This is a genomic window from Psychrobacter sp., assembly GCF_049295055.1.
Taxonomy (GTDB): Bacteria; Pseudomonadota; Gammaproteobacteria; order Pseudomonadales; family Moraxellaceae; genus Psychrobacter.
This window is the reverse complement of record NZ_JBAQQF010000007.1, coordinates 14,678-27,809: the sequence shown is the minus strand read 5'-3', so window position 1 is coordinate 27,809 and position 13,132 is coordinate 14,678. Positions and strand designations below refer to the sequence as shown.

Annotated in this window: 13 protein-coding genes; 7 read left to right on the top strand and 6 right to left on the bottom strand. The window is 42.6% G+C overall.

Annotation, left to right across the window (positions count from 1 at the left end):
* Positions 1–71: 71 nt before the first annotated feature.
* On the top strand, positions 72–287 hold the full coding sequence (gene rpsU, locus WAZ74_RS01455; RefSeq protein ID WP_079690742.1) for a 30S ribosomal protein S21: 216 nt from the start codon (positions 72–74) through the stop codon (positions 285–287).
* Positions 288–498: 211 nt separating this feature from the next.
* A complete protein-coding gene (locus WAZ74_RS01450; protein WP_422305034.1) occupies positions 499–948 on the top strand; it encodes a GatB/YqeY domain-containing protein in 450 nt (149 codons plus the stop codon).
* Between the two features lie 105 nt (positions 949–1,053).
* Here the strand turns inward: WAZ74_RS01450 and WAZ74_RS01445 are convergent, their stop codons facing one another.
* A complete protein-coding gene (locus WAZ74_RS01445) occupies positions 1,054–2,691 on the bottom strand; it encodes a M48 family metalloprotease (RefSeq protein WP_422305032.1) in 1,638 nt (545 codons plus the stop codon).
* 505 nt (positions 2,692–3,196) lie between these two features.
* On the opposite strand from WAZ74_RS01445, the gene WAZ74_RS01440 reads away from it, so the two are divergent.
* The 4 genes from WAZ74_RS01440 (at position 3,197) to thiS (ending at position 5,510) form a co-directional block, all read left to right on the top strand.
* Positions 3,197–3,673 (top strand): sulfurtransferase TusA family protein, encoded by a 477-nt coding sequence (locus tag WAZ74_RS01440; protein ID WP_422305030.1) that lies wholly within the window; start codon positions 3,197–3,199, stop codon positions 3,671–3,673.
* A gap of 240 nt (positions 3,674–3,913) precedes the next feature.
* Positions 3,914–4,777 carry an RNA polymerase sigma factor RpoH gene (gene rpoH, locus WAZ74_RS01435; RefSeq protein WP_422305042.1) on the top strand — a complete coding sequence of 288 codons (864 nt, stop codon included), beginning with the start codon at positions 3,914–3,916 and terminating at the stop codon, positions 4,775–4,777.
* Between the two features lie 51 nt (positions 4,778–4,828).
* Positions 4,829–5,203, top strand: a complete 375-nt coding sequence (locus WAZ74_RS01430; protein WP_422305028.1) for a DUF423 domain-containing protein — start codon at positions 4,829–4,831, stop codon at positions 5,201–5,203.
* A gap of 106 nt (positions 5,204–5,309) precedes the next feature.
* Entirely contained in the window at positions 5,310–5,510 is a 201-nt protein-coding gene (thiS, locus tag WAZ74_RS01425; protein ID WP_422305026.1) for a sulfur carrier protein ThiS, read from the top strand.
* Positions 5,511–5,742: 232 nt separating this feature from the next.
* Here the strand turns inward: thiS and hpf are convergent, their stop codons facing one another.
* Complete coding sequence (gene hpf, locus WAZ74_RS01420; RefSeq protein ID WP_422305024.1) at positions 5,743–6,111, bottom strand: ribosome hibernation-promoting factor, HPF/YfiA family; 369 nt, start codon at positions 6,109–6,111, stop codon at positions 5,743–5,745.
* Between the two features lie 392 nt (positions 6,112–6,503).
* Positions 6,504–8,219 (bottom strand): RNA polymerase factor sigma-54, encoded by a 1,716-nt coding sequence (gene rpoN, locus WAZ74_RS01415; protein ID WP_422305022.1) that lies wholly within the window; start codon positions 8,217–8,219, stop codon positions 6,504–6,506.
* A 340-nt stretch (positions 8,220–8,559) separates the two neighbouring features.
* Between rpoN and WAZ74_RS01410 the strand changes: the two genes are divergently transcribed.
* Entirely contained in the window at positions 8,560–9,459 is a 900-nt protein-coding gene (locus tag WAZ74_RS01410; RefSeq protein ID WP_422305020.1) for a carbon-nitrogen hydrolase family protein, read from the top strand.
* A gap of 77 nt (positions 9,460–9,536) precedes the next feature.
* On the opposite strand, the gene WAZ74_RS01405 is transcribed toward WAZ74_RS01410, so the two are convergent.
* The 3 genes from WAZ74_RS01405 to lysA form a co-directional block, all read right to left on the bottom strand.
* Positions 9,537–10,583, bottom strand: coding sequence for a tyrosine recombinase XerC (locus WAZ74_RS01405; protein ID WP_422305040.1), 1,047 nt, complete (start codon positions 10,581–10,583; stop codon positions 9,537–9,539).
* Between the two features lie 56 nt (positions 10,584–10,639).
* The gene (gene dapF, locus WAZ74_RS01400) at positions 10,640–11,527 is read right to left on the bottom strand and encodes a diaminopimelate epimerase (RefSeq protein WP_422305018.1); all 888 of its coding nucleotides are present in this window, start codon (positions 11,525–11,527) and stop codon (positions 10,640–10,642) included.
* 199 nt (positions 11,528–11,726) lie between these two features.
* Complete coding sequence (gene lysA, locus WAZ74_RS01395; protein ID WP_422305016.1) at positions 11,727–13,079, bottom strand: diaminopimelate decarboxylase; 1,353 nt, start codon at positions 13,077–13,079, stop codon at positions 11,727–11,729.
* Between the last annotated feature and the right edge of the window lie 53 nt (positions 13,080–13,132).

Here is a 13,132-nt window from a genome sequence, read left to right as displayed (position 1 = left end):
GATATTACGGCTAAACACTAATATACAGCCAAACTAATGCCCTTATATCTCATCCTAATCGAGGAGTCTTCATGCCTGCAGTTAAGGTTAAAGAAAACGAACCAGTTGATATCGCTATCCGTCGTTTTAAACGTGCTTGTGAAAAAGCTGGCGTATTGTCAGATGTACGTAAGCGTGAATTTTATGAAAAACCAACGCAAGTACGCAAGCGTAAAGCAGCTGCTGCCGTAAAGCGTTATAAGAAAAAATTACAACGCGAAACTATTCGTACCACTCGTATGTACTAATCATTAATACGATTAGTTAAGTACTAGCGCTACACTAACGCCACTGTTATCCATTGATATCAGTGGCGTTTTTTATGCTACAATTTTTATTATTACTGCTGATAGCATCTTTTCTTACGATTTTTATTGCAAAGCTATTTATTGCAAAGCTAAAAATAATCAGCAGATTTTCACCTAAATATTTTATTAATACTTATAAGGAATAATAACAATGAGCCAGCTTAAACAGACGTTAACTGACACTATCATAGTCTCTATGAAAGCACGTGAAATTGAACGTGTCAAAGTATTGCGTAACGTACAAGCGGTTATTAAACAAATCGAAATTGACCGTCAAACAGAACTTGATGATGCTGAAGTGTTGGAGATATTACAAAAACAGCTTAAACAGCGTCATGAGTCATTAACTATTTTTACCGAAAACGGTCGCGATGATTTGGCAAATAAAGAGCAGTTTGAGATTGATATCATCAATGAATATATGCCAAAACAAATGGATGATGCCGAACTGGCTGCTTTAGTCAATACAGAAATCGCCGAACAAGGCGCAACATCAATGCGTGATATGGGCAGCGTGATGGGTATATTGAAAACGAAAACTGCTGGTCGTGCTGATCCCGCTTTAATTTCAAAGCTGGTTAAAGACGCGCTACAAGGTTAATTGCAGTTCAATAAAATAGAGACTAATTCTATGCCCTTATTGATATATTAATCAGCCGCTGTTTATAAACAGTAAATATCAACATAGCAATAATCAAACAACCGCCTAAGGCTTAAAGTCTTTGGCGGTTTTTACTGCTTTGATTTCGGCATTAATATTGGCAAGTAGCGGGCGAGCGCTATTGGCTTGAGCGGTATTTTGCAATTTTTCTGTCAGTTGTTTGGCTTGCGTCAGAGAGGTCAGCGCGCGCTCATAGCGTCCACTCCACAGCTGGTCATGACTGCGATAGCGCAGTGCATTAATCGTTGCTATGTTTGCAAGCAACGGTGAGTCTGTAGTTTTTGCCAGTTTTTCATTGGCCAATTGTAAGCTTTGCCAAGCATAGCGATCACTGGGCTGCTGCTCAGTCAATAGTTTGACTAATGCTTGCGCTTTGGTTGGCTGATTACTGTTGGTTAATGCCTCGGCTAAATACAGACGTAAATCACGACGCTCTGGATAAAGGCGCTGCTGACTCTCTAACACTTCAGCGGCTTGTTGCCACTTGTTTTGTTCCGTTAAAATTTGGCTTTGGGTAATGGATAATAACGGCTCTAACATTTGGCGCTTTGCAGCTGGTAACGCTGATAGCTCAATAAACAGATCATTAGCCTCTTTAAAACGTTGCTGCTCGCCATACCAATGCATCAGCGCCAACTTTGCCCCTAAACTGTTCTTTGCGGCAGTCGTCAGTGCCGTCTCTGAGACATGCTTGCCCGTGCTTTGTACACGCCAATGCAGCAGATCAAATAACGCCTGATAGCGCTGCTGCTGATTCAATGACAACGAATCATAACGCTGAGCACGACTTTGCGATTCGCTTAAGCGCTCATTACTCAATGGATGCGAGCGTATAAAACTGGGTAGAAACTGATTGGCCGTCTGATTCATCTGACTCTTCTGGTTCATCGTCGCAAAGAAACGCGGCATCGCTCGTGGATCGTAACCAGCTTGGTTCATGATTTGCATACCAACTCGATCAGCCTCACGCTCATTATTGCGGCTAAAAGCCATGTTACTGTTCATAGTGGCGGTTTGACTACCCATCATCACTGCTGCTGCCGCATCACCATCGACGGCAGATGCAGCAATCGCAGCGAGCATACCGCCTATTTGCATTAGCAAGGCTTTTTTGCGCTCATCAACCCCACTCTCATAATGACGCTGGCTAATATGCGCCACCTCATGAGCCACGACACTGGCAAGCTCATCCATACTATTGGCGGCTAATATCGTTCCTGTATTCAGACCAATCACACCACCTGGCGCAGCAAACGCATTGATACTCGGGTTATCAATAATCACTAAGCCAAGTGGTGCTTGCTGGCGCGCTTGCGCATTCAGCCGCCAAGTCATCTCTTTAACGGTTTCTTGAATCCAAGGGTCATGCTCCATCTTCACGCTGCCATTGATGTTTCTTAATGACCATTCACCAAGCAATTTATTTTGATATTGTTCTTCGAAGCTCAGACCCTGCCCGCGTAAGTTAGGTAGATCTAGCTCTTCTGTACCCTTCGATTTCCAAGTATCATAACTAAAGGACGCTGCTTGACTGTTACTAGCAGCATTAGCGCTATTACTATTTGCGAATGTGGTAAGCGCTAGTAATGCCGCTGATATCCCTAACTTTAGGGCAAGCGATGATGACAAACCATGGTTGATCCGCTTAAATAAGAATGACATTTGCGCACCTGAGTATTGCATTATAGTGCATCCGTCTAGCGCATTTATGGCTGGTTTCTCAAGCATCGATTGTCTTTTAGAGTAATACAAGTGCGTATCCTATACGAGTAATCATAACGTCCTTTCGACTATACGAGCTTGTCTATTCAAGGTCAATTACAGTATGCGCTTCGCTACCAATAACTCCGCAGGCCGTCACCATTGCGCAACATGGCTATGTAAACCTATTGGGTAAGTCTATTAAATAGTTCTATTAAGTAAGTCTAGAAACTGATGCTCATCGGTCGTTCTGATTGATCAAACATTATCATGATTATATTCAACTGCAATTGAAGAGCGGCACTTTGCTATAATGGCAGAACGTGCTACATACTGCCTAGCGAAAAAATGGCGACGGAATAGGTACTGAGTAGTGAAATATTAAAACCAACCAATACTGCAAACCCAAGCATTAAACTTAAATATTAGATTTAACTATATTTACTTTATATAGATGCTTTATATAGATAATTTAAAGGTTTATTTTATGTCTGCTGATAGCCAAACAATCATGGTACGAGCCTCTTATCCGATACGTTTAGCAGAGAATTTATCTGAAGTAGAGCAGCTATCAATCATGCAGCTGTTAGATTTACTACCAGCAGACGACAATAACGAAATGAACTTCAATGATATAAAAGACTTAAGCAAACCTGTCCTTCATATCAAAAATTTGGTAGATGGTCGCGGACTCGCCTGCCCAATGCCGTTGTTAAAAACCAAAGTGGCGCTACGTAATGTGGCAACTGGCGAATCATTATATGTAGTCGCCACTGACCCAAATTCTCAAGCAGATATTATGGCTTTTTGTCAGCAAAGCTTGAGAGTAGACGCGCTTAATCCGCTATTGCTAATGATTAATCAAGCAACGGCAATAGATAATAAAAGTGTTTCAACTAATAAATCCAAATATTCTGTTGATACAATATATCACTTCATCATTACCAAAACTGATAGCAACTAAGCGTCGCTATCCTTTACAATTACAACTATAAAGATTTTATCTGACTGTTTGCTTATCTATTTAACCAAGGTCAAGAATATGGCTAATACCTCTACTAACGCTGCACCAACACGTAAAAAAGACAGCGTCGCTCCCATCATAAATGAAGCACGCGATGCAGCATTAAAAGCTGCCGCTGAGCGTCCGCCTTATGATGCCAGTGCGTTTGAAGACACTAGTACGCGTGACTTAGTACCTGCTATGCCAACGCATTTGTCTGCGCCTGGGGTAAATCTGGGTGCTTATATTAATACTGTACACCAAATCCCTATTTTGACACCGACCCAAGAGCAAGAACTTGCCCATCGCTATTATGACGAAGGTGATGTGGAAGCCGCGCGTCTGCTCGTGATGTCGCATCTGCGTTTTGTGATCCATATTGCACGCAGCTACTCAGGTTATGGTTTGCCGCAAGCGGATTTAATTCAAGAAGGGAACTTAGGCTTGATGAAAGCCGTAAAACGCTTTGACCCTAATAAAGGCGTACGTCTAGTATCGTTTGCGGTGCATTGGATTAAAGCGGAGATTCATGAGTTTGTGATTCGAAACTGGCGCATTGTAAAAGTCGCGACCACCAAGGCACATCGTAAATTATTCTTTAACTTACGCAGCCTAAAAAAGACCAACAACCAGTTAACGCTTGAAGAAGCCGATGCGATTGCCAATGACTTAAACGTTACCCGCAAGCAAGTGCTGGAGATGGAGTCGCGTTTGACTTCGTACGATGCGTCATTTGAAGCACAGTCGAGTGATGACGACGACGGACGCTATGCGCCGCAGCTATTTTTAGAAGACGGCATCGATCCTGCCGAGATTGTCGAAGAGTCTGACTGGGAAGAAAACAACTCATCAGCCTTGATTGCGGCGATGGATACCTTAGATGATCGCTCACGCGATATCGTCGAGCAGCGCTGGCTATCCGAGCAAAAATCTACCTTGCATGAATTGGCAGCAGTCTACTCTATCTCTGCAGAACGCGTACGCCAAATCGAAAAAAACGCCATGGATAAAATCCGTGAGGCAATGACTATTGATAGTGTTATTTTGCCAGATGATATTCAGTAGAAATTACATTATCAGTTATCAAAAGCCCCGATTAATAATACGAGTTGTACCATGCTAAATTGGATAAGCATCGCCGCGATTAATCTAGCTATCGCTGTCGCTTTAGGCGCGTTTGGTGCTCATGGTCTTAAAGCTATGGTTAGCACACAACAGCTTGAATGGTGGCAGACAGCGACTTTATATTGGTTTATACATGGGCTTGGATTGTTGCTTGTTGGTATACTCATTCGTCTTAACTATGCAACTCAAACGACGGCGTGGCTACTACAGATTGGCGTCATTATCTTTGCTGGCAGCTTATATGCAATGACACTTGGCGCGCCGCGTTGGTTTGGGGCGATTACCCCTATCGGTGGCGTTCTTATGATTGCTGGTTGGTTATGGCTTGCCGTGTCGACAGCTCGCTTAGGTAACGTATCTGCTTAGTCATTGCAAATGCTTTTCTAGTAATGCAATCATGATTAATCAATACAATAAATGATAAATACAGATTAGCAAAAAAGGAATTTTGAATAATTAAGGAGCATGTATTATGAGCAATATTAGCGTAAACGGTAAAAAACTACAGACGACTCATCAAACGGTACAACTGGTTATTAATGAGTTGGGACTCAGTAAGGGTCGCTATGCGGTCGAAGTCGATGGTGAACTGACGCCAAAAAGTGAGCTTGACCAAATTCGTATCGCTGAAGGGATGAATATTGAGGTAGTACAAGCGGTGGGTGGCGGTTAGCTTTTTCTAGTAGTCGATTAAACTGTTATTCTTAACAGGATTTTTTAAAAAACGATCATAAAAAAGACCTCAACGGCTATTCGTTAGAGGTCTTTTTTTACTTAGTTTTTCGCTAATGTATATTATCTGGTTTAATAAATCCGCTGTTTTTACTATTTATTCATAAGCTAAGATTTATTAACCTTGATGACAATATAGCTAACCTATCATTAAAACTAATCTGTTATTAGAACTAGACTGCTGGAGCTACATCAGCTGGCGTCAGATCTTCATAACGTCCATCACGCCCAGCACCTTGAGTCTTTTTACTCTCCAGTTTGGTTTTGTATTTGCGTACTTGTCTATCAAGTTTGTCTGCCATCTCGTTAATGGCTTTATACATATCATCATCAAGCGCTTGGACGAACATCTCTTTACCCGAGACTCGCATAATCGCTTCAGCCTTATGGCTCTTTTGAGCACTGCTGTTATCTAGCGATAGAATTACTTGAATACTTTGAATTTGATCAAAGTGACGCTCTACTTTTTCAAGTTTTTCACGAATTGCTGTATCCATGGAATCGGTAATACTGATATGGTGACCACTGATAGAAACATTCATATTATTATCCTTTTATTTATAATTACAATCATCAGATGAGGCAGCATTCCTGCTTTTATCACCCTGCTTTACCACCAACTTATCTAGTGCTTTTTATTCTAGCGCCTTTAGTACCAGTGCTTCCAATAAAAAAATAAACTTATTCTATTATCATTTCTTTTCTTACTGGTATAAATAATCATGCTAGATCTGTACTTAGATTTCGTTGTTGGTATGGCTCTAATTTGTCATGAAAACCGCTTAGTAGCAAGACGGTATATTGTAAGTAAATGTAATAAAAACGGTTGTTTCCTGAATGTTTCTATATAATCAAAAAATTTTATTTTTTATATTTAACCTATGACATATTAACGGCTACATGTATCCATGGATAACTCATTGAATTAAGACAGTTAATATTTTTGTTTACGCTGGGTAGATGAGCCAATATTCATCGCTTCACGATACTTGGCAACCGTTCTTCTGGCGATATCGATGCCATCTGCTAATAGACAGTCTTTGATACGACTGTCAGATAATGGCTTTTTAGGATTTTCATCGGCTATCAGCTGTTTAATCATGGCACTGATAGCCGTTGATGAGATATCACCGTCTGTACTACTGACGTGCGATGAAAAGAAGTGCTTTAAAGAAAACAATCCTTGTGGGGTCAAGATAGTCTTACTGGTGGTCAAACGCGAGACAGTAGATTCGTGTAGGTCTACTTCTTCTGCAATGACTTTTAAAATAAGCGGTTGCATGGCAGTCGCACCGTATTGCAAAAATTCTTGCTGGTAGCGCACAATGCTAGTCGCTACTTTGAGTAGGTTTTGATTGCGCTCTTCGATACTTCTAATAAACAATCTCGCATCGGTGAGGTTCTCACGCAAATATTGATTGTCAGGGCTATCATCACCGCGCTTAACTAGGTTGGCGTATTCTTGATTGACCCGCAGTTTCGGTAGAGTGTCAGGATTGAGGCGCACATACCAACCATCTTCTTGGGTGGATAAATCGGTATTTTTATTAGTATCGAGGCGACGGATAGGCGTCACCAGTACATCAGGAATATCATAGCTATCTGGCGGCTGAGTATATTCAGGCTGACGACTTTGGAATAGCAAGCCGGGTGAAGGATTCAACGTGCGCAGCAGATTGAGGGCAGGTGTGATGTCCTCAGCGGCAAGTCCTGTCAGATCGGTCAGTGCTTTGATATTATTACTAACCAAATGCTCACCAGCGGATAGTAGCGCTTTGGCCTCTTTTAGATAGTCAGTGTTAGCATCGAGCTTGGACAATTGAATGGCTAAACATTCACTTAGATTTCGCGCACCAACACCCAGCGGATCACACGACTGAATCATACGCAATACTGCCATGATTTCATCATGTTCAACACGCTCATCCCACTGATAGAAGCTTGCCATGGTATCAAAGCTTTGTAACAGCTCGTCGATATCGAGCCGAACAAAGCCCATATCATCCATAGAGTCCATTAAATATTCAGCAATTAGCGTATCTGTTTCTGAGAGATGCTTAAAATTAAGCTGCCAGCGTACATGGTCTTGAATCACCGCGTTTGTGCTACCTTGATAGCTATCAAAGTCATCAGAATCTTGGCGTGCTAATGCGGTGGATGCGCTACCCGTACTGATATTGGCCGTATCAAAGTTATTAGTGTCAAAGTTATTAGTATCAAAGCTGCCATAGTCGTCTCCATCCAGCGCATAACTGTCTATGGCATCATCGTCAAAACTGGCTTGCTGTAATTTATCTAGGCTATCAATAATCAAGCTATCGCTAATACCGTCATCATATTCAAAAGTATCATTAGCATCATTATTATTCGCTGTAGAGGATGCTTTAAACGAATCGATACCCGCACTTTGATTCCAAGTATCTAGCGTTAATGACTCACCAAACTCATTTATCGTTTTATCATTATTACTTTCATACTCATCTTCATCATCTTCGATACGCTCGAGTAATGGATTACTATCCAACTTCGCCTGAACCTCTTGCGCGAGCTCAAGACTAGAAAGCTGCAGCAATTTAATGGCTTGCTGCATTTGCGGGGTCAGTTTTTGTGAGGTGCTTAGCGTGGTCGCCAATCCGAACGACATACTCATAGGTAGCTTATTACACTCCAATTGTGGTGACATTGTCTATGTTATGCTGATGAAGACAGCGTTTTAACCTGATCAGGACATGACGATAGCATTTTTTATGACAATTTTGCTATGATAATTTATACCCTACTCAGATAAGCGCTTTTTAATCTTATGACAGTAGGCGTCTAAAAGGCTTTTGATAATCCTTTGATAAAATATTATTTAGTAAAGCTTATAAGTGCAATCACTTGCACACAAGTATTTGCCGCTTAAATAACGCAAAAGCCATCAATAACGATAAGTTTTAGAAAACATCTGATAAAAAAAATTTAAAATTTAAAATCCTGAGAATCATGCTATGAATAAACTTATCGATAATAAACAGCTGACCGTCGCTGCTATCCAAATGAATAGCCAGCAAGACATAGAAAAAAATTTAGCGGATATAAAAGCCGCTATTATCGATGCGCACTTACAAGGCGCTAAGCTTGTCGTTTTACCAGAAAACTGCTGTAGTATGGGCAAACAGTTTGCCACCGCAGAGCGCTTTGAGGCGCTGTCAGTGGCGATAGCAGATTATGCACGTACTTATGGCATTTACGTACTAGCAGGCTCACTGCCCTGCCCTTATCGCCCAGATGGCGTTATTGTACCCGATGGCAGGCTTCGTCAAGTCAGTCAGCTATTTGCACCCGATGGTACGCGAGTGGCACGCTATGATAAGATTCATTTATTCACCGCGACGGTTGCCGATAAACAAGGCAGCTATAATGAAGCGGCAACCTTTGAGCCGGGTACACAGACAGTCGTAGCAGCGCTCGAAGTAGATGATGCAGTTTATCAGCTCGGTATGATGGTCTGCTTTGATTTGCGCTTTCCTGCGCTGGCACAGCGTCTGCGACAAGCGGGTGCAGAGCTATTAAGTGCGCCATCTGCTTTTACTTATCTAACCGGACAAGCGCACTGGTCGCTTTTGCTACGAGCACGTGCTTTAGACAGTCAGTGTATGGTGATTGGCGCGGCACAAGGTGGTGACCATGCCTATAAAGATGGCCATACTCGTCAGACGTGGGGACATACCGCAATCACCGCTTTTGACGGAACCATTATCGATAGCTATGAGCATAGCGAGCTGAATAAATCAGTAATAAATGAAGAAAATAAGAGTTATGAAGTTATTTTAGCGACTTTAGATAAATCAGCTCAAGAGCAAGGACGGCAAAAAATGCCTATTTTTGATTGTCATCGGTTGGCGTAAAACTGTTTTTTATAAAGGAGGTTTTTATAAAGTATGCTCTTGATAAAGGATGTTCCTAACAAAAAAAACTTCTAAAATTAAGTGGTTGAATCACTATCTTTTTGCGCATGAGTAGCTCGTGGATGAGCGCGGTCATAAACTTGCGTAAGTTTAGCGAAATCAACATGAGTATAAATTTGCGTAGTACTAATATCACTATGCCCAAGCATTTCTTGAACGGCGCGCAAGTCACCGCTACCCGATAGCATATGGGACGCAAAGCAATGACGTAATAGATGCGGATACATGTTTTGAGCAATACCGGCACGGGTGGCTGCGACTTTTAGGCGTTGTTGTACCGCCCGCGTTGATAAGCGTGTGCCTAGTTTTTCACTGATAAATAATGCTGTATCCATCTGCTCTACCCATAAATTACGGTGCGGCAAATAACGGCTAATAGCCTCGGCTGCTTTTGCGCCTAATGGCACCAATCGCGTCTTATTACCTTTACCAGTCACGCGTACTCGTAAATCAGACAAGTCGACATCTACCATATCGAGCGCTACCAGCTCACCGACACGTAGACCGCTGCTATAAAGCAGTTCAAACATCGCTTTATCACGCAACCATAAGCGCGCTTGTTCGGGTGTATCAGGAATTTCTTGGTCCAGTAATTGAGTCAATAAATCGATGTCAGCGATAGACGGCAATGGTCTAGGGCTACGTTTCAGCTGATAGCCTGTGGTGGGATTGATACGTGCTAAATCTTCTTCAATCAACCAACCATAAAAATGGCGGATAGCAGACAGCTCTTGCTGGACACTAGCCAGCGCCAGTTTATCTTCATCAAGGCGCTGGCTAATATGCTGAGCTAATTGACGCTTATCACAACGTGTCCATGTTAGGCATTTACCGCGCAGAAACAGCGCCAGTTGGTTTAAGCCAGCAAAATAAGCGGTCAATGTATGCGGCGAGTGATTACGCACCGACAAGACATTTAGCCAACGATGCACAGGCGCCAATAACTCTCGTAGCGCCGCATCTGCTTCTATGGTTGTCGCTAAGTCTGCTGATAGCCATGATTTAGACGTTGATTCTGTCTCTGTAGGCTGGTGGTTTTTATGAGACATAGCTTTATTAGTCATAGCCATAATATTTACCTAGTAGCGAACTTTCACCGTCTATTATCTACGACGAACCATTAACTTTCTGGATTAGGCTTAATACCCGCTTGCGCCATCAGACCATCTGGGCTAAATACGCCTTCGTAAACAAAAGCAGTTGGTCCCGTCATCATGACTGGATAGCCCGGCTGCCATTTTATAACCATGCTGCCGCCATAAAGCTGTGCGCGCACATCTTCACCTTCATCAAGCCAGCCTTCACGTATCCCAACAGCAACGGCTGCACAAGCACCGGTACCACAAGCTTGTGTCTCACCAACACCGCGTTCATAAACCCGCAGACGAATATGACGTTGGTTCATTACTTGCATAAAACCGACATTGACGCGCGCTGGAAAGGCGGGATGAGATTCGATAGCTTTACCCAGCTTTTCGACATCTGCATCGAGTACATTATCGACTTTGATAATCGCATGCGGATTGCCCATATTGGCGACATAAAGCTGCACAGGCGTGCCATTGACGTCCAAATGATAAGCATTTTGAATTTTGGTCGTGGCTTTTGGCGTAAAAGGAATCTCGCTGGGCTCAAACTTAGGCTTACCCATATCCACTTCTACCCAACCATAGCGATCAGTGGTCAACGAGATAATACCGCTTGCGGTCTCAACGCGCAGGCGCTGCTTAAATGACAGTTTGCGTGCTTGTACGAAACGGGCGAAACAACGCGCACCATTACCGCACTGCTCGACTTCCATACCATCCGTATTAAAAATACGATAGCTAAAATCAACGTCGGGGCGCATCGGTGGCTCGACTACTAGCAACTGATCAAAACCAATACCTAGATGACGATCACCCAATAACTGTACCAAATCCTTGGTCAACTCTAAGCGCTGAGTCACTAAATCGATGACCATAAAGTCATTGCCCAGCCCATGCATCTTAGTAAATTCTATTAGCATATCCTTGATATCCTATCCTATTTTTATGTATGCCTTATATTAGCACGCTGTCAGTTACAATCATAACTATCACCGCTATCAAACCCCAAGTTATATTCATCACTTGATATTCATAAACTTAATCAGAGCTTGCCATAAAAAACCCACTATCATCACGATAATGGGTCAGATTTTTGAGATACTTTATATTGCTTAGCCGTTAGCCTTGCCACACGGTCTCATTGGCATATAACGCTTCAATAGTTTCGCGCTGACGAATCAGCTGATGACGGTCATCAGCAATCATCACTTCGCTGGCACGTGGACGCGAATTATAATTGCTACTCATGGTAAAACCGTAAGCGCCAGCACCGGTAATTGCCAAGATATCACCTGTCGATAGCGACAATAGACGATTTTTCGCTAAGAAATCACCGGTTTCACAGATAGCGCCAACGATATCCCATGGCTGTGTGCCGTCAGTATCTATACCGTTACTAGGTAAGACGTTTGGAATCACTGCCATTTCTGCCTGATATAATGCTGGGCGAATCAAATCATTCATCGCCGCATCAACAATGGCAAAGTTCTTATGCTCAGTTGGTTTTAATACATCAACTTGCGTCAATAAAACGCCTGCATTGGCAACGATACTACGACCCGGCTCAAAAAATACCGTCAGGCCAAGCTCACTAAGCTTCGGTAATAAAGCACTTGCAAACTTATCGATAGACACGGGCGTCTCATCGATGTAGCGCACCCCTAAGCCGCCACCCAAATCGATATGACGTAGCTCAATGCCTTTTTCACGTAAGCTATGTACCAGCTCAATTATTTTGTCCAACGCCGCTACAAATGGCTCAACCTCAGTAAGCTGTGAGCCAATATGACAGTCGATACCAACGATATCGATATGAGACAGCTCGGCCGCCTGCTCATAAACCGCAACCGCGTCTTCGTGGGTAATGCCGAATTTATTATCTTTTAAACCGGTTGAAATATATGGATGGGTCTTGGCGTCAACGTCTGGATTGACCCGCAGTGATATCGGTGCTTTCTTATTTAATTGCACTGCCACTTCATTAATTAACGTCAGCTCACTAATGGATTCGACGTTAAAGCAGCTAATACCTTGAGTAAGGGCATATTCAATATCGCTATAAGTCTTGCCAACGCCTGAAAACACAACCCGCGACGCCTTACCACCAGCGGCTAATACGCGCATCAGCTCACCGCGAGAGACAATATCAAACCCTGCCCCTGCTTCTGCTAGCACACTAAGAACGGCTAGATTAGAGTTTGCTTTAACTGCATAACAAATCTGATGGTTCAAACTGGCAAAGCTATCGGTGTAAGATTGATAAACCTCTAATATCGCCTGTTTTGAATAGACATAACATGGCGTACCGTAGTGTTTGACCACCTCATTAATATTAACTTGCTCCATATGCAAAGCATCATTGCGATAGTGCAACGCAGGCAAGTAGGTAGTTAAGGCTTCAGGATCGATATAGAACCCTTGCTCGGTTTGAATGGTGACTGTTCCGCTAGCTTGGTGCTCAGAATGACTCATATAAATATCTCGAATATAATCAGGGTATCAAGGTGAAAATGAAGTTTTAGGAT